12 protein-coding genes and 1 pseudogene are annotated in these 16,492 nt (G+C 69.0%); 5 read left to right on the top strand and 8 right to left on the bottom strand.

From position 1 onward, the window contains the following. Positions 1-410 precede the first annotated feature (410 nt). The 5 genes from OOK40_RS03045 to OOK40_RS03025 all read right to left on the bottom strand — a co-directional run bounded on the left by OOK40_RS03045 (position 411) and on the right by OOK40_RS03025 (position 7,291). The gene (locus tag OOK40_RS03045; RefSeq protein WP_266476234.1) at positions 411-1,700 is read right to left on the bottom strand and encodes a citrate synthase; all 1,290 of its coding nucleotides are present in this window, start codon (positions 1,698-1,700) and stop codon (positions 411-413) included. A gap of 229 nt (positions 1,701-1,929) precedes the next feature. Further along, positions 1,930-4,137: an ATP-dependent RecD-like DNA helicase gene (locus tag OOK40_RS03040; protein WP_266476233.1), complete on the bottom strand. Its 2,208-nt coding sequence runs from the start codon at positions 4,135-4,137 to the stop codon at positions 1,930-1,932. A 940-nt stretch (positions 4,138-5,077) separates the two neighbouring features. Further along, positions 5,078-5,875, bottom strand: a complete 798-nt coding sequence (locus OOK40_RS03035) for a sugar phosphate isomerase/epimerase (RefSeq protein WP_266478823.1) — start codon at positions 5,873-5,875, stop codon at positions 5,078-5,080. 32 nt (positions 5,876-5,907) lie between these two features. Further along, positions 5,908-7,023 carry a dihydrodipicolinate synthase family protein gene (locus tag OOK40_RS03030; protein ID WP_266478821.1) on the bottom strand — a complete coding sequence of 372 codons (1,116 nt, stop codon included), beginning with the start codon at positions 7,021-7,023 and terminating at the stop codon, positions 5,908-5,910. 109 nt (positions 7,024-7,132) lie between these two features. Beyond that, the gene (locus OOK40_RS03025; RefSeq protein WP_266476232.1) at positions 7,133-7,291 is read right to left on the bottom strand and encodes an Arc family DNA-binding protein; all 159 of its coding nucleotides are present in this window, start codon (positions 7,289-7,291) and stop codon (positions 7,133-7,135) included. A gap of 29 nt (positions 7,292-7,320) precedes the next feature. On the opposite strand from OOK40_RS03025, the gene OOK40_RS03020 reads away from it, so the two are divergent. Next, a complete protein-coding gene (locus tag OOK40_RS03020) occupies positions 7,321-8,544 on the top strand; it encodes a transposase (protein WP_266476231.1) in 1,224 nt (407 codons plus the stop codon). Positions 8,545-8,556: 12 nt separating this feature from the next. Here OOK40_RS03020 and OOK40_RS03015 read toward each other — a convergent pair whose 3' ends face one another. Then, the gene (locus OOK40_RS03015) at positions 8,557-9,708 is read right to left on the bottom strand and encodes a Gfo/Idh/MocA family protein (protein WP_266476229.1); all 1,152 of its coding nucleotides are present in this window, start codon (positions 9,706-9,708) and stop codon (positions 8,557-8,559) included. Between the two features lie 128 nt (positions 9,709-9,836). Here OOK40_RS03015 and OOK40_RS03010 point away from each other — a divergent pair, with 128 nt between their 5' ends. Beyond that, the gene (locus OOK40_RS03010) at positions 9,837-10,901 is read left to right on the top strand and encodes a LacI family DNA-binding transcriptional regulator (RefSeq protein ID WP_266476228.1); all 1,065 of its coding nucleotides are present in this window, start codon (positions 9,837-9,839) and stop codon (positions 10,899-10,901) included. Between the two features lie 46 nt (positions 10,902-10,947). Here the strand turns inward: OOK40_RS03010 and OOK40_RS03005 are convergent, their stop codons facing one another. Continuing rightward, positions 10,948-11,355: an ATP-binding protein gene (locus OOK40_RS03005; protein WP_266476226.1), complete on the bottom strand. Its 408-nt coding sequence runs from the start codon at positions 11,353-11,355 to the stop codon at positions 10,948-10,950. Between the two features lie 181 nt (positions 11,356-11,536). Between OOK40_RS03005 and OOK40_RS03000 the strand changes: the two genes are divergently transcribed. Further along, on the top strand, positions 11,537-12,295 hold the full coding sequence (locus tag OOK40_RS03000; RefSeq protein ID WP_266476225.1) for a GntR family transcriptional regulator: 759 nt from the start codon (positions 11,537-11,539) through the stop codon (positions 12,293-12,295). A gap of 307 nt (positions 12,296-12,602) precedes the next feature. Here the strand turns inward: OOK40_RS03000 and OOK40_RS02995 are convergent, their stop codons facing one another. After that, positions 12,603-14,645, bottom strand: coding sequence for a TerD family protein (locus tag OOK40_RS02995; protein ID WP_266476224.1), 2,043 nt, complete (start codon positions 14,643-14,645; stop codon positions 12,603-12,605). Between the two features lie 257 nt (positions 14,646-14,902). On the opposite strand from OOK40_RS02995, the gene OOK40_RS02990 reads away from it, so the two are divergent. Together OOK40_RS02990 and OOK40_RS02985 are read left to right on the top strand one after the other, a co-directional pair. Beyond that, on the top strand, positions 14,903-15,838 hold the full coding sequence (locus OOK40_RS02990; protein ID WP_266476223.1) for a helix-turn-helix domain-containing GNAT family N-acetyltransferase: 936 nt from the start codon (positions 14,903-14,905) through the stop codon (positions 15,836-15,838). Between the two features lie 32 nt (positions 15,839-15,870). Beyond that, positions 15,871-16,491, top strand: a pseudogene (locus OOK40_RS02985) (sugar phosphate isomerase/epimerase family protein); the annotation flags it as partial. Position 16,492 lies beyond the last annotated feature (1 nt).

Genomic DNA, 16,492 nt, shown 5'->3' with positions numbered 1-16,492 from the left:
ACCTTCACAAGGAGACCTAGATCACAGATATTGAGGGGTAACCATTAAGGCTCCTCGCGAGTCTAGATTGGCGATGCCGAGAACGTCTTGGGGGACGTTCATGGGATGTCTTGGGGGACGTCCCAGGCAAGCGTTGGCCGGGGCACGTGCCCGGGGAGCTTTGAGCGGCCCTCCCGTGCGTACGTACCCCGGCAGACCGCGTGAGGAGCTCCTGCAGCCAGCAGGCGCCCGGCCGGATCCCGTGGGGGGAATCCGCTCCGGGGATATGGGAAGCGCCCCGCCCGCCGACCCGTGGGGGGATCGGCAGCGGGGCGCTTTCCGCGTTCTGTGCGGCCGCGTTCAGCGGGGTACGGTCACCGGCTCCATCTACTGCCAGGACCGTCCGCCGCCGACCGCCGCGGACGCGGGTGTCAGCGGGCCTCGACCGGGACGAAGTCGCGCAGGACCTCGCCGGTGTAGATCTGGCGCGGACGGCCGATGCGGGAACCCGGCTCCTTGATCATCTCGTGCCACTGGGCGATCCAGCCCGGGAGACGGCCGATGGCGAAGAGCACGGTGAACATCTCGGTCGGGAAGCCCATGGCCCGGTAGATCAGACCGGTGTAGAAGTCCACGTTCGGGTAGAGGTTGCGCGAGACGAAGTAGTCGTCGGAGAGCGCGTGCTCCTCCAGCTTGAGCGCGATGTCCAGCAGCTGGTCGGACTTGCCGAGCGCCGAGAGGACATCGTGCGCCGCGGCCTTGATGATCATCGCGCGCGGGTCGAAGCTCTTGTAGACGCGGTGGCCGAAGCCCATCAGCCGGACGCCGTCCTCCTTGTTCTTCACCTTGCGGATGAAGGAGTCCACGTCGCCGCCGTTGGCCTGGATGCCCTCGAGCATCTCCAGCACCGACTGGTTGGCGCCACCGTGCAGCGGGCCCCACAGGGCGCTGATACCGGCGGAGATCGAGGCGAACATGTTCGCCTGCGAGGAGCCGACCAGACGCACGGTGGAGGTCGAACAGTTCTGCTCGTGGTCCGCGTGCAGGATCAGCAGCTTGTCGAGCGCCGAGACCACGACCGGGTCCAGGTCGTACTCCTGCGCGGGGACCGAGAAGGTCATCCGCAGGAAGTTCTCCACGTACCCGAGGTCGTTGCGCGGGTAGACGAAGGGGTGGCCGATCGACTTCTTGTACGCGTACGCCGCGATCGTCGGCAGCTTGGCGAGCAGCCGGACCGTGGAGAGGTGACGCTGCTTCTCGTCGAACGGGTTGTGGCTGTCCTGGTAGAACGTCGACAGCGCGCTGACCACCGAGGACAGCATCGCCATCGGGTGTGCGTCACGCGGGAACCCGCCGAAGAACCGCTTGACGTCCTCGTGCAGCAGCGTGTGCTGGGTGATCTCACCCTTGAAGGCCGCCAGCTCGTCGACCGTCGGAAGCTCGCCGTTGATCAGCAGGTACGCCACCTCGAGGAAGGTGGAGCGTTCGGCCAGCTGCTCGATCGGGTAGCCGCGGTAGCGCAGGATGCCCTGCTCGCCGTCGAGGTAGGTGATTGCGGATTTATAGGCGGCGGTATTGCCGTATCCGCTGTCCAGGGTGACCAGACCGGTATTGGCTCGGAGCTTCCCGATGTCGAAGCCCTTGTCGCCGACGGTGCTCTCGACCACCGGGTAGGTGTATTCACCGTCCGCGTACCGCAGTACTACAGAGTTGTCGCTCACGTCATCCCTCACCGACGTAGTGCCTCTTCTTCGAGGTGCCCTGACTGTCTCTACCATCCCCCATTTGGCTCAGGAGAGTGCACTCGGGGTCGACCATTGGGCCTACTGGCGGCACTCAGTGCCGCCAACCTGCTCATCTTGCCCCGTTCGCCCAGGTTCCGGAAACCGGGGTGGTGTTTCCCACCCCTCGGGGCCGGGTGACTTCCCCCGGCCGGCCGAGCCGTCCGTGTCAACCGCCGGTCAGCCGGTGGTCGAGCGCGGTGAAGCGTCTGCCTGCGGAAACGGTGCGCACTGCCTGTCCTATCGCCTTGCGGGAGCCGACCAGCACGACGAGTTTCCTCGCCCGGGTGACCGCGGTGTACAGGAGGTTCCGCTGCAGCATCATCCACGCTCCTGTGGTGACAGGGATCACCACCGCGGGGTATTCACTGCCCTGCGAGCGGTGAATGGTCACGGCATAGGCGTGGGCCAGCTCGTCCAGCTCGTCGAAGTCATACGGAACCTCCTCGTCCTCGTCCGTCACCACCGTCAGCCGCTGATCGTCCAGTTGGAGCGAGGTCACCACGCCGACCGTGCCGTTGAAGACGCCGTTCTTGCCTTTCTCGTAATTGTTGCGAATCTGGGTGACCTTGTCGCCGACCCGGAAGACCCGGCCGCCGAAGCGCTTCTCCGGGAGGTCCGGCCGCGCGGGGGTAATCGCCTGCTGAAGCAGCCCGTTGAGCGTGCCGGCGCCGGCCGGGCCGCGGTGCATCGGCGCGAGGACCTGCACATCGCGCCGTGGGTCGAGGCCGAACTTGGCAGGAATCCGGCGGGCGGCCACATCGACGGTGACCCTGCCCGCGTCCTCCGTCTCCTCCTCCACGAAGAGAAAGAAGTCCGAGAGCCCCGAAGTGATGGGCTGAACGCCGGAATTGATGCGATGGGCATTGGTGACGACACCCGACTGCTGGGCCTGGCGGAAGATCCGGGTGAGGCGGACGCTGGGCACCGGGCCGCCGTCCGCGAGCAGATCGCGCAGCACTTCGCCCGCGCCGACGCTCGGCAGCTGGTCTACGTCCCCCACCAGCAGCAGATGCGCGCCGGGGGCGACCGCCTTGACCAGCTTGTTGGCCAGCAGCAGATCGAGCATCGACGCCTCGTCGACCACCACCAGGTCCGCGTCCAGGGGCCGGTCCCGGTCGTACGCCGCGTCCCCGCCCGGCTTGAGCTCAAGCAGCCGGTGCACGGTGGAGGCCTCGGCTCCGGTGAGCTCGGCAAGACGCTTGGCCGCGCGCCCTGTCGGGGCCGCGAGCACCACCTTGGCCTTCTTGGCGCGGGCCAGCTCCACGATGGAGCGGACTGTGAACGACTTGCCGCAGCCCGGGCCTCCGGTGAGGACGGCCACCTTGCTGGTGAGCGCGAGACGGACCGCCTGCTCCTGCTCGGTCGCCAGCTCGGCGCCCGTCCGCTCGGCCAGCCAGGCCAGTGCCTTGTCCCACGCGACGTCCTGGAAAGCCGCCATCCGGTCCTCGGCGGTACGCAGCAGACGGCCCAGCTGAGCCGCGAGCGAGATCTCGGCGCGGTGGAAGGGGACGAGATAGACCGCGGTCAGCGCCTCGCCGCCGTCGGGGGCCGGGACCTGCTCGCGGACGACCCCCTCCTCGTCGCCCGCGAGTTCGGCGAGACACTCGATGACAAGGCCGGTGTCCACCTGGAGCAGCTTCACCGCGTCCGCGATCAGCTGCTCCTCGGGCAGGAAGCAGTGCCCCTGGTCGGTGGACTGCGACAGGGCGTACTGCAGGCCCGCCTTGACCCGCTCGGGGCTGTCGTGCGGAATGCCGACCGCCTGCGCGATCCTGTCGGCCGTGAGGAAGCCGATGCCCCATACGTCGGCGGCCAGGCGGTACGGCTGGTTCTTCACGACCGAGATCGAGGCGTCCTCGTACTTCTTGTAGATACGCACCGCGATGGAGGTCGAGACGCCGACGCCCTGAAGGAAGATCATGACCTCCTTGATGGCCTTCTGCTCCTCCCAGGCGGCGCCGATCAACTTCGTCCGCTTCGGGCCGAGTCCGGGGACCTCGATGAGCTTCTTCGGCTCCTGCTCGATGATGTCGAGGGTGTCGACGCCGAAGTGATCGACGATGCGCTCGGCGATTTTCGGGCCGATGCCCTTGATCAGGCCCGAGCCGAGGTAGCGGCGTATGCCCTGGATGGTGGCCGGGAGGACGGTGGTGTAGTTCTCCACGGTGAACTGCTTGCCGTACTGGGGATGGGAGCCCCAGCGGCCCTCCATACGCAGGGACTCGCCCGGCTGCGCGCCGAGCAGCGAGCCGACCACCGTGAGGAGATCACCACCGCCGCGGCCGGTGTCGACGCGGGCGACCGTGTAGCCGTTCTCCTCATTGGCGTACGTGATCCGCTCGAGGACCCCTTCGAGCACTGCCAGATTGGACATGATCCGACGCTACAGCCGGGGTCCGACAGTGCGGGCGGCCTGTGGACAACTCCGGCCCGGCGGGCGGGCGGCGTCCTGGCAGGTGCGGCGACAGCTGGTGCCCGGCCAGGCCAAGGGGGCCCGGTCGACCGACCGGGCCCCGTCGAACTCCCCCTCCATCAAGGGCTCCCCGAATCCCCCCAGATCCCCCCGGGAGCCTTGATGACAGGTACGACTCGCGTCACGGGGAAAGGGTTGCACGACTGCGGGCAGTTATTTTTGCGGAATCTCGGAATGCCGACGAAATGGGGTGATCGTCGCGTTTCACACTGGGCGTGGGTGGGGGTGCGGGTGTGTTGGTCCCCCACCCCACCCTTCCCGAAACTGGGGGCAGGCCCCCAGGCCCCCAGACCCCCGGGGGTGAGCGTAAAGGCTGACGCCCCCAGACCCCGGTGCGGCAGCTTCGCGCCGCGGGGTGAGCCGCAGTTACGTGAGCCCCCGGCGGCGCGGCGACCGCGCGCCACCGGGGCAGAAGGCCGGGGCCCGGCTGGGGCGGCAGACCGGAAGAGTGCTCGCGGGACGGAACCCCAACGCCAGGGGCGGCAGGCCGGGAGAGCTCGCCCAGCCGCGACTCCGTACCGCTGAGTGGGAGTCCGGGAGAACGCGCGGACCGGCAGCTTTGTGCCCGGGGGGAGGCTCGGAGCGCCCGCCGAGCCCGACTTCGTACCACCGTGCGGGAGGCTGCGAACGCTACCCAGCCGCATTCGCACCACCGCGCGGCCCGAGACCCCCCGAGCGGCAGCTTCGCGCCGCGGGATCGATCGGGGCCGTGCTCCGGACCGGGTCCCGCAGTCTCTGGTACGTCGCCAGCCCGCCGGCCCCGCCGCCGTCGCCGCGCGCCTGAAGGCGCTCCCGGGCGTCTTCGAGACAGCCCTCGGGACCAGATCCCAAAAACTGCCCCCTACGCCACGTGCTCCACGTACCGCCCCACCGTCTCCCGCAGCACCTCCACCCCGCCCCTCGCCCACAACCCCTCGTTGAACAGCTCCACTTCAATCGGCCCGCCGTACCCCGCCGCGTCCACCCGTTCCCTCCACTCGCGCAGGTCCACCGCGCCGTCGCCCAGCTGGCCCCGGCCGTGCAGGGCGCCTGACGGCAACGGGGTGGTCCAGTCCGCCAGTTGGAAGGCGTGGATGCGGCCCGACGCGCCCGCGCGGGCAACTGCCGACGGGGCCGTGTCGTCCCACCAGATGTGGTACGTGTCCACCGCCACGCCCACCTGGTCCGGCGGGAAGCGTTCCGCCAGGTCCAGGGCCTGGGTCAGGGTGGAGACCACGCAGCGGTCCGACGCGAACATCGGGTGCAGCGGCTCGATCGCCAGGCGTACGCCCCGCTCCCCCGCGTAGGGGGCCAGGACCGAGAGCGCGTCCGCGATGCGTTCGCGCGCCGCCGACAGGTCACGGCTGCCCGGTGGGAGGCCGCCCGAGACCAGGAGGAGGGTGTCCGTGCCGAAGGCCGCGGCCTCCTCGATCGCCGTGTGGTTGTCGGCCAGGGCGAGGGCCCGTTCCGCCGGGTCGGTCGCGGTGAAGAAGCCGCCGCGGCACAGGCTGGTGACCGTAAGCCCCGCGTCCCGTACGAGTTTGGCGGCCGCCTCGACTCCGTACGCCTGGACCGGTGCGCGCCACAGGCCCACCCCGCCGATGCCCAGTGCGCCGCAGGCCTCGGTGAGTTCGGGCAGGGTCAGCTGCTTGACCGTCATCTGGTTGATGCTGAGGCGCGTCAAGTCCGTCGTCACCGGTCGGCTCCGTACATCGTGAGCAGGGACTTCATACGCTGCTCGGCCAGCCGGGGATCCGGGAACAGTCCAAGGCCGTCGGCCAGTTCGTACGCCCGGCACAGGTGCGGCAGCGAGCGCGCCGACTGCAGGCCGCCCACCATCGTGAAGTGCGACTGGTGCCCCGCCAGCCAAGCCAGCAGCACCACGCCCGTCTTGTAGAAGCGCGTCGGCGGCTGGAACAGATGCCGGGACAGACCGACGGTCGGGTCGAGGAGTGTGCGGAAGCCGACGGCATCGCCGGTGTCGAGGACCCGTACCGCATGGGCCGCCAGGGGACCGAGCGGATCGAAGATCCCCAACAGCGCGTGGCTGAAGCCGTGTTCGTCGCCCGCGATCAGCTCGGGGTAGTTGAAGTCGTCGCCGGTGTAGCACCGGACGCCCTCCGGCAGCCGCCGTCGCAGGTCGATCTCGCGCTGCGCGTCGAGCAGCGAGACCTTGATGCCGTCGACCTTGTCGGGGTGCGCCGCGATGACCTCCAGAAACGTCCCCGTCGCCGCGTCCAGGTCCGACGAGCCCCAATACCCCTCCAGCGCCGGGTCGAACATCGGGCCCAACCAGTGCAGGATCACCGGTTCGGAGGCCTGGCGCAGCAGGTGGGTGTAGAGGGCCACATAGTCGTCCGGGGTCCCGGCCGCGCCCGCCAGCGCCCGCGAGGCCATCAGGATCGCCTGTGAGCCGGTCTCCTCGACGAGTGCGAGCTGCTCCTCGTACGCCGTACGGACGGCCGGCAGATCAGCCGGGCCGGTCAGTTGGTCGGTGCCGACCCCGCAGGCGATGCGGCCGCCCACTGCCTTGGCCTCGGCTGCCGAGCGCCGGATCAGCTCGGCCGCGCCCGCCCAGTCGAGACCCATGCCGCGCTGCGCCGTGTCCATGGCCTCCGCGACGCAGAGGCCGTGCGACCACAGATGGCGCCGGAAGGCGAGCGTGGCGTCCCAGTCGACGGCGGCGGGCGAGTCCGGTGAGACATCGGCGTACGGGTCGGCCACGACATGCGCCGCCGCGAAGACCGTACGGGAGGTGGGCGCAGCGCCCCCCGCGAACACCACCGGCTCGGTGCGGGGCTCGTACACCCCGTGGAGGAGCCTGATTGTCACCGGGTACCTCCGAGGGGTGCCCCGGCCTCTGGGCCGGGGAGGAATCGGACTCCTGCGGTGCAGGGCGGGGGAGGACGAATCGCGGTCAGGGCGATTCGTCGTCTGTAACGGGAGTGCCGCGCTGGGCCTCAAGGCGGTGCAGGATTTCGGAGTTGAGGGACCGTCGAGCGGATTTTGCTTGAGTGGTGAGCCATGCATGGAGGTCGGCGGGGAGTCTGAGTGTGATGCGTACTTCGTGGTCCATACGGCCAATCGTAGTAGTAGGTTGGTGGCATGACGACACTACAGATGGCCGAGGATGCTGGGCATGCCCGGTACACCTACAGGCTTCGCGTGTCGTCCACCGCGCTCGCCGCACTGAAGGCGGAGTGGGCGCGGTGCCGGTGGATCTGGAACGAGTGCTGCGCCCGGTCGAAGAAGGCGCACACCGAGGACGAGAAGTGCGGCCCGGCCCGGCTGGACAAGATGCTGACCGAAGCTCGGGCTGCGAACGCGTGGCTGCGGGAGGGCAGCTCGGTCCCGCAGCAGCAGATCATCCGGGACTTCGCCACGTCCCGCGCCAAAGCCTTGAAGGACATCAAGGCGCGGCTGCCGATACGGCAGCGGGCGGGGATGCCGAAGTACAAGAAGAAGCGCGATGCAGAGCCGACGCTGAACTACACGCAGCGTGGCTTCCGGCTGAAGGACGGCCGCCTGCACCTGGCAGGGGGCATCGTCCTGGCCGTGGTGTGGTCGCGGGATCTGCCCAAACCCCCGTCCAGCGTGCGCGTGTACCGCGACAGCATGGGGCATTGGTACTGCTCGTTCGTTGTCCCCGCCACGACTGAGGCCCTGCCCGCCACGGGCCGTGTGATCGGTGTGGACTGGGGGGTGAGGGAGACCGCCACCACCACGTCCGACATGCACGACCTGCCCCACGCGGGGCATGGGAAGAAAGCCCAGGCGAAGCTGACCCGGTACGACCGGATGATGGCCCGACGCAAGCCGAAGAAGGGGCAGCCCGGATCGAAGGGCTACCGTGAGGCCAAGCGGCTGCGGGCCAAGCTGTACCAGAAGGTCGCCCGGCAGCGGCAGGACACCGCCCGCAAGTGGGCCAAGCACGTGGTACGCGACCATGACGCCCTCGCCGTCGAGGACTTCCGGCCGAAGTTTCTCGCCAAATCCACCATGGCCAAGAAGGCCGCGGACGCCGCGATCGGTGCAGTCAAAGCGGCCCTGATCGAAATGGGCCGCAAGCACGGACGTGCCGTGCACCTGGTACATCCCGCGCACACCACGATGGACTGCGCGCAGTGTGGAGCGAGAACCAAGCACGCACTACCTCTTTCCGAACGAACCTATGCCTGCACCGCGTGCGGAGCTGTATCCCCCAGAGATAAGAACTCCGCCCGCGTAATGCTCGTCCGGGCTGGTCTCAACCCGGCTGGTGCTGATCGTGTAAGAGCTGACGGACCGCCGGTCCACAGCCAACGTGAGCCAGGAATCCCCTCCCTCTAGGGAGGAGAGGAGTCAAAGCGACAGCTCCGGCACTTCAAAGCGGCGGCCCTCGGCCGACGACTTCAGCCCCAACTCGGCGAGCTGCACGCCGCGAGCTCCCGCGAGCAGGTCCCGGTGGTACGGCTCGCCGAGCACGACATGGCGCAGGAACAGCTCCCACTGCGCCTTGAAGGCGTTCTCGAACTCCCCGTTGTCCGGCACCTCCTGCCACTGGTCGCGAAAGCACTCGGTGGCGGGCAAATCCGGGTTCCAGACGGGCTTCGGGGTCGCGGAACGGTGCTGGGCGCGGCAGCGGCGCAGGCCCGCGATGGCCGAGCCGTGTGTGCCGTCGACCTGGAACTCGACGAGTTCGTCGCGCATCACCCGTACGGCCCAGGAGGAGTTGATCTGGGCGACGGCACCGCCCTCCAGCTGGAAGATGGCGTACGCGGAGTCGTCGGCGGTCGCGGCGTACGGCTTGCCGCGTTCGTCCCAGCGCCGCGGGATGTGCGTGGCGACCTGCGCCGTCACGCTGGTGACGCGGCCGAACAGCTCGCGCAGTACGTACTCCCAGTGCGGGAACATGTCGACGACGATGCCGCCGCCGTCCTCGGCGCGGTAGTTCCAGCTCGGGCGCTGCGCCTCCTGCCAGTCGCCCTCGAAGACCCAGTAGCCGAACTCCCCACGTACGGACAGGATCTCGCCGAAGAAGCCGCCGTCGACGAGGCGCTTCAGCTTCAGCATGCCCGGCAGGAAGATCTTGTCCTGGACGACGCCGTGCTTGATGCCGGCCGCGTCGGCGAGACGGGCCAGTTCCAGCGCGCCCGCGAGATCGGTGGCGGTCGGCTTCTCTGTGTAGATGTGCTTGCCCGCCGCTACGGCCTGCTTGATCGCACAGGCGCGGGCGGAGGTGACCTGCGCGTCGAAGTAGATGTCGATGCTGTCGTCGGCGAGCACGGCGTCGAGGTCGGTGGAGACATCGGCGAGGCCGTGGCGGTCGGCGATCTCACGCAGGGCGTGCTCGCGGCGGCCGACGAGGACGGGCTCGGGCCACAGGACGTCGCCGTCGCCGAGGTCGAGGCCGCCCTGTTCGCGGATGGCGAGGAGGGAGCGCACCAGGTGCTGGCGGTAGCCCATCCGCCCCGTGACGCCGTTCATGGCGATCCGCACTGTCCTGCGTGTCATGAAGTCGCCCTCATTACGGCCGGTTTCCGCTGATACGCGGGTAGCAAGCGCTTTCTACACGGTAGGACGCTAGCCTGCCCACAGCGGCCCGGACAAGGGCCCCGTCCCGTCTCCCGCGGAGGAAAGCGATGACAGTCACTCTGGCGGATGTGGCGGCACGCGCCCGGGTGTCCCCGGCCACCGTCTCCCGTGTCCTCAACGGCAACTACCCGGTCGCGGCGTCAACGCGGGAACGGGTGCTGCGAGCGGTTGACGAGCTCGACTACGTCCTGAACGGGCCCGCGAGTTCGCTGGCGGCGGCCACATCGGATCTGGTGGGCATCCTCGTCAACGACATCGCCGACCCCTTCTGCGGGATCATGGCCGGGGCCGCCCAGAGCGAGATCGGCGTGCAGGAGGGTTCGGGGCGGGCGGGCGGCGAGAAACTGGCCGTCGTCTGCAACACCGGCGGCTCCCCCGAGCGCGAACTCACCTATCTCACCCTCCTCCAGCGCCAGCGCGCCGCGGCCGTCGTCCTGACCGGCGGCGCCATGGAGGACCCGGACCACATCGCGGCGATGGCCACGAAACTGGCCAAGCTCGCGGACGCCGGCACGCGGGTCGTACTCTGCGGCCGGCCGCCGCTGCCGGGCAGCGAGGCGATCGTCGCCGCGCTCGCCTTCGACAACCGGGGCGGCGGGCGGCGGCTCACCGAGCATCTGGTCGCGCTCGGACACCGCAGGATCGGCTACGTGGCGGGGCCGACCGAGCGCACGACGACCCGGCACCGGCTGGAGGGCCACCGGGCGGCACTGGCCGCGGCGGGCATCGACGGCGACCAGGACCGGCTCACGGTCCACGGCCCGTACGCCCGCCGCTCCGGCTACGACGCGACCCTCGAACTGCTGCGCCGCGACCCCGGTTTGACCGCCGTCGTGGCGGCGAACGACACCGTGGCGCTGGGCGCCTGCGCGGCCCTGCGCGACCAGGGCCTGCGCATCCCCGAGGACATCTCGGTGGCGGGCTTCGACGACCTCCCCTTCTCGATCGACGCGGCACCCGCACTGACGACGGTCCGGCTGCCGCTGTACGAGGCGGGGGCCCGGGCGGGCCGCCTGGCGATGGGCAAGGAGGCCCCGCCGCCCGGCGGCATCGCGACGATCGCGGCGGAACTGATGGCACGGTCGTCGACGGCGCCGCCGCGGAAGGGGTGAGGCGGGGGCGATTCCGGAGGGTGCGGCTGCGGGCCGCGCGCCAGGATCACCCCATCTTCAGTTCCGCCCAGACGGATTTGCCGATGCCGTGGCGTCGTGGGCAGCAGCCCCAGTGTTCCGCCAGGGCAGCGACGAGGACGAGCCCTCGGCCGCCTTCCTCATCGGCATCGGCCGAACGAGGTACTGGGCGACAGTTGTTGGCATCGGCCACTTCGACGCGCAGCATCCCGTCGTAGCGCGCGAGCCGCACACCGATGTCGCGACCGGCCGGCGTGCGGGCGTGCCGGATGGAGTTGGTGACCAATTCCGAGAGCAACAGCTCGGCGGTGTCGGCCACTTCGTCCCCGACCTCCCACATGGAGAGCTGCTTGCGCAGCAGCGCCCGTGCCCGCCCGGCACTGCGAGGACTTCTCGGGAATCGCCAGCCGACTTCGACGATGTTGGTACGCGGCACGGGGAGCCTCCGCAGGGTCGCAATGAGTGACATCTCTAGATATGTTTCCGTGGCGTGCCCGCCTTGGTCAAGGGTTCTCTAGAGATGTTTGCGCTCTTTGCTCGCCCGTGAGCATGGGGTGGCGGGTGATGGGCAGCGGGAGGTGCCTAGGATGTCTAGAGATGATCAGGGAGGACCGTCCATGGGGAGCCAGGGCGCCGGCAGACAGCCCAAGTACCAGCGCATCGCCGCCGAGCTGAAGGCCGCCATCCATTCGGGTGAGTACGGTCCGGGAGACCGGCTGCCCGGCGAGAACGACCTGATGGCCACCTACGAGGTCGCCCGTATGACGGCCAGGCAGGCGCTCGGCGTTCTCCAGTCGGAGGGGCTGGCCGAGGCACGCAAGGGCGCCGGAGTCTTTGTGCGCGAGTTCAGGCCGATCCGGCGCCGCGGTGTTCAGCGGCTCTCACCCGCGCTGTGGGGCGCGGGCCGGTCCATCTGGACAGCCGACACTGAAGGCCGGGATCTGACGGTCGATCCGATCTCGGTGACCGAGGAAGACGCGCCTGAAGCGATAGCGCGTGTTCTCGGCCTTGTCGATGGCGCGCGGGCGTGCGTCCGCCGCCGCCGGTTCGTACTCGACGGCAGACCAGTCCTGCTGGCCACCTCCTATCTCGATGCCGAGCTTGTAGCAGGCACGGCGATCACGCGTACGGACACCGGGCCCGGAGGCATCTACGCCCGGCTCGACGAGATCGGCTCCAAGCCGGTCCGCTTCCGCGAGGAAGTCCGCTCCCGCATGCCCACCGCGGAGGAAAACGATCGACTCGGCCTGGCAGCGGGCACACCGGTCGTCCTGATCTGCCGCACGGCCTTCGCCGAGGACGGGCGCGCCGTCGAAGTGAACGACATGGTCCTGGATGCGTCCGCCTACATCCTCGAGTACGACTTCGACGCCTGAGGCGTGCCTCCTGCTGGTGCGGCCGGGCATGCCGTTCGGGGACCGCCAGGAGGACGACCACTACGTGGTTTTCTTTGCGATCGTCGAGGGCGGGCACGGCCCTTACCACTACACCGGCGGCCCTCCGAGCGGCTCGAGCCCCGTCCGCGAGGGTACGGCGTCCTTCGCTTCGGGACGCACAGTGGGACTTCTGACGTACGAGCGCCCCTTCGGGCGCATCCCGACCGGAACCGAGATCTGCAGTGCGGACAACTCAGTCTGCTTTCCAGCCTATTACCCCGAGACCTAGCAATCCCACAACTCGGGCTCAGCCGACGGCAGACGGTTCCGTTGGTTGCGAGCGGCTTCCCGAGCGTCGTTCCAACGGCGTCAGCTGGGCAACTACGCTCGCGTAGAACCGGTCCACAGACTCGTCGACGCTGCGGATGAATCCGGATTCGGCACTGCCGCGAGTGGCGCCCATGCCCTTGAACAACGACAGCCGGAAACCGGTCATCCGGGCGCCGTCCTTGGGCAGCATGTCGGCGGGTTCAGGGCGCAGCCGCTCCAGGGTGCCGCGCGGGCCGCTGCCGCCCTCGACAAGGGTCTCGACATGGAGGTCCGCCGGCGCCTCGGCCAGCAGTCGGAGTAGGCGCTTGGCCGAGGTGAGGGGATAACTCCCTTCCGGGGCCTGGATTTCGATGGATGTGCGAAGTCTGGCTGTCCGCAGGTCGGCCGTAATCCCGAGGACCCCCGGCGTTCCGTCGATGCGCAGCTCAGCGGCCAGGCGGCCTTCGTCGCACAGCCGGTCGGCGAGTACGGCGCGCCGGGACTGGGGGTCGGTACCGCGCTTGGCGCGCTGTACCGGCAGGGCTTTCTGGCCGAGTTCGCCGCCCAGGCGCAGGCAGACCTGGCGGATGAGCCGTTCCCAGCTCTCGACGACCTCGACAGCCCGGAGGTCACCCTGGCAAAGGGTTTCCGTGTCGATGCCGTTTCGTACGGGCACCCAGGCCGGACCCATGTTCTGAAAGCCGTGGCAACCGGAGTTCTCGTGCAGGAGGTAGTGGAGCAATTCCTGCAGGAGCCACGCATGCGCAGCATTGCCGACGCCCTCATGGCGGATCAGCATCTGTGCCTGGTGCGCCACTTCGGCCCAGGACAAGTGCCACAGAGCGACTTTGTGCTTGCGCCGTCCGTCGGTCCTGACGTCCACGAGCGGACTGCCCTCCAGCGCAACGTCGTTGGAGAGGGTTATCACGGCCTCGTAGCCGCGACGGGCGGCAATGTCCATGTAGTTCTGGACCTGATCCTGCTTGAGCGGATTCCCATTGGTCTTCGTCTCGACCAGAGCGGTCCACAGCTTGCCCGCGCGCTCCACACGGATGACACCGTCCGGGCGCTTGGGGGTGTCTCCATGCGGCAGCGTGACCTCGGTGAAGGTCTGCATACGTCCGGCCGGTGCGCCGAAGGCGGCGGTGAGCCTTCGCCCCAACTCCGGCACTTCGGCCATCACCGAGAGCAGTACTGAAGTGGCCCGTAGCTCTCGCTCCTTGTCGCTTTTGAGCGACGGTGCGGGGAAGAGCCGGGCAGGCTTCCACGAGTCGTTCTCGGCGAGGGATTTCCTGGCCACCTTGGGGAGCGTGACCTTCTTCTTGGCCGTGCGAGGGCCGCGGGCGCGCTTTGTCGTGGGCTCCACGCCGACCGGCTGCGCCTCACCTACGGCCTGTGCGGGGATCGCCGCCGATGGAAGGACTGCCAGTAGTTGCCCCTCATCGGCCTTCGGTACCTGCTCCACCGCGGTCGCCGCTACCGCGTCGTCTTCGCTCCCGTCATCGATATCGATACCGAAGTCGGTCGCCAGACCCGCCAGACCGGTCTCGTAGCCCTGGCCGATGGCCCGGAACTTCCACTCCTCGCCCCGCCGGTAAAGCTCACCGAAGATAAATGCGCTCTCGACTCCGGCGTCGGTGATGGAGAATCCGAGCAGAGCCTCACCGCTGCCATCGGCGAGCGTTACCCGCAGGTCGTCGAGTTCACCGAAGCAGGAACCGCCGTACTGGCTGGCTGCCACGACAATGCGGTCAACGTCCTGCGACACCGCGGTCAGATCGAGGCTGATGCGGTCCTCGCTACCACTGTCGGTCGGTGTTTTGCCCAGCAGCTGCACGCTGCCGTCGGCCGCGGCGGGGTTGTTGTAGAAGAAGAAGTCGGCGTCGCTGCGCACCTTGCCGTTGCCGTCCAACAGTAATACGGAGACATCGGCGTCGCCGTCCCCCGCCGCGCTGCTCCAACGCAGGCTCACGACCACCGATCCGGTGTCATCGCTCAGGGCTGCGAGGCCGACGTTGGAACCCTTGGCCATTTCGCGCATGCAGTCCCCCAGACGTACAGCCGCCTCAGGGCAGGCCCGAGCGGCGGCAACATGTCGATCTGTGACGTAGCTCGCACTCGGCGCTACAAAAAGTACCGTAGCGCTCACCGTCGGTGCGCGAGCAGGTGATGTGAAGAATCAACCATCTTCCTGCTCCCGGACTTGGAGCTCTGCCCGTCGGAGCGGGTCGCCCTCTTGCCGGGACTACGGCCTCGTCGTACCGTTGACTCAGTCAAGGATAGAGCCCGGAGCAGCCCATGCCCATCCAGGAAATCCGCGCCTTCAACCGCTTCTACACCAATCTCATCGGCGCGCTCGACTACAGCAAGCACCTCTACACCCCGTACACCCTCACCGAGTCCCGCGTCCTGTACAAGCTCGCCCACAGCCCCCGTACCGACGCCGCCGATCTGCGGGCCGAGCTCTCCCTCGACGCCGGGTACTTGAGCAGACTCCTCGCCAAGTTCGAGCGGGACGGACTGGTCGGACGGGCGCCGTCCGAGGTGGATTCGCGGCGGCAGCGGATCACGCTCACCGAGCGGGGGCGCGAGGCCGCCGCGCTGCTCGACGAGCGGTCGCGGGAGGCCGTGGGGGCGCTGCTCGCCAACGTGCCCGTCGACGAGCGGCCGCGGCTCGTCGAGGCGATGCGGACCGTGCGCGAGATCCTCGGCCGTGGGCGGCCCGCCCACCGGGAAGGGCCCGTGCTGCGCGAGCCCGGTCCCGGGGATCTGGGGTGGGTCGTGCAGCGCCATGGTGCCCTGTACGGCGCCGAGTACGGCTGGAACGCCGACTTCGAGGGGCTCGTCGCCCGGATCGTCGCGGACTTCGCCCAGGACCACGATCCCCATCTGGAGCGGGTGTGGATCGCCGAGCTGGACGGGCGGCCGATGGGGTCGGTCATGTGCGTACGGGACGACGCCCCGGCGACCGCGCGGCTGCGGTTGCTGCTGGTCGAGCCGGATGCGCGCGGGCACGGACTCGGCGACCTGCTCGTGCGTACCGTCGTGGATTTCGCCCGCGATGTGGGGTATCGAGAACTGGTGCTGTGGACCAATGACGTACTGGCCGGAGCCCGCCGGATCTATCAGCGGGCCGGGTTCACCCTCGTCGCCGAGAAGCCGCACCGTTCGTACGGAGCCGATCTGGTCGGCCAGGACTGGCGGCTGCCCCTGCTGGAAGGAACCGTCACGTGAAGTTCGCCTTCTCCACCCTCGGTGTGCCGGGCATGCCGGTCCCCGACGTGGTCGCGCTCGCCGTGGACACCGGCTACCAGGGGGTCGAGCTGCGTGCCCACCCCGAGGAGCCGGTACATCCGGGGACCGGCATGCGGGAGCGGGCCGCCGTGGTGGCGGAGTTCGAGCAGGCGGGCGTGGAGATTCTCACCGTGTGCGGGTACACCGGCGTCGCTGCCGCCGGTGACGACGCTCCGGTGTACAAGGAGCTCGACGAACTGATGTGGCTGGCAAAGGACTTGGGCGCTCCATATGTACGCGTCTTCGTCGGCGCAGGCGACCAGGACCCGGACGAGGCCGAGGCCACAGCCGCCCGCCGGCTCGGGACCGCCGCCGAGACCGCTGCCGAACTCGGCGTACGGATCCTGCTGGAGACCCACGACTCGCACCGCACCGGCGCCGGTGTCTCGCGCATCCTGGGCACGGTCGGCCACAAACACGTCGGCGCGATCTGGGACGTGGTGCACCCCTGGCTCGACGGCGAGACCCCGGCCGCGGCGCATGCCGCGCTCGCCCCCTTCCTCGGCTACGTCCAGGTCAAGGACGTCGCATCGACCGACGACCTCGCGCCACTGCCGCTCGGCGCGGGCGTACTGCCGCTGGCCGAGTGCCTGG

This window comes from Streptomyces sp. NBC_01481 (assembly GCF_026339995.1).
Classification (GTDB): Bacteria; Actinomycetota; Actinomycetes; order Streptomycetales; family Streptomycetaceae; genus Streptomyces.
The sequence above is the reverse complement of the archived record's forward strand: the minus strand, read 5'-3'. Positions and strand labels throughout refer to the sequence as shown.

What these genes read in the sequence shown, in the direction of transcription:
- OOK40_RS03010 (WP_266476228.1), top strand. Translation starts at nt 9,837, where the DNA reads ATGACAGTCACTCTGGCGGATGTGGCGGCACGCGCCCGGGTGTCCCCG.
- OOK40_RS03025 (WP_266476232.1), bottom strand. Translation starts at nt 7,291, where the DNA reads ATGGACCACGAAGTACGCATCACACTCAGACTCCCCGCCGACCTCCAT.
- OOK40_RS03000 (WP_266476225.1), top strand. Translation starts at nt 11,537, where the DNA reads ATGGGGAGCCAGGGCGCCGGCAGACAGCCCAAGTACCAGCGCATCGCC.
- OOK40_RS03015 (WP_266476229.1), bottom strand. Translation starts at nt 9,708, where the DNA reads ATGACACGCAGGACAGTGCGGATCGCCATGAACGGCGTCACGGGGCGG.
- OOK40_RS02995 (WP_266476224.1), bottom strand. Translation starts at nt 14,645, where the DNA reads ATGCGCGAAATGGCCAAGGGTTCCAACGTCGGCCTCGCAGCCCTGAGC.
- OOK40_RS03035 (WP_266478823.1), bottom strand. Translation starts at nt 5,875, where the DNA reads ATGACGGTCAAGCAGCTGACCCTGCCCGAACTCACCGAGGCCTGCGGC.
- OOK40_RS02990 (WP_266476223.1), top strand. Translation starts at nt 14,903, where the DNA reads ATGCCCATCCAGGAAATCCGCGCCTTCAACCGCTTCTACACCAATCTC.
- OOK40_RS03040 (WP_266476233.1), bottom strand. Translation starts at nt 4,137, where the DNA reads ATGTCCAATCTGGCAGTGCTCGAAGGGGTCCTCGAGCGGATCACGTAC.
- OOK40_RS03020 (WP_266476231.1), top strand. Translation starts at nt 7,321, where the DNA reads ATGACGACACTACAGATGGCCGAGGATGCTGGGCATGCCCGGTACACC.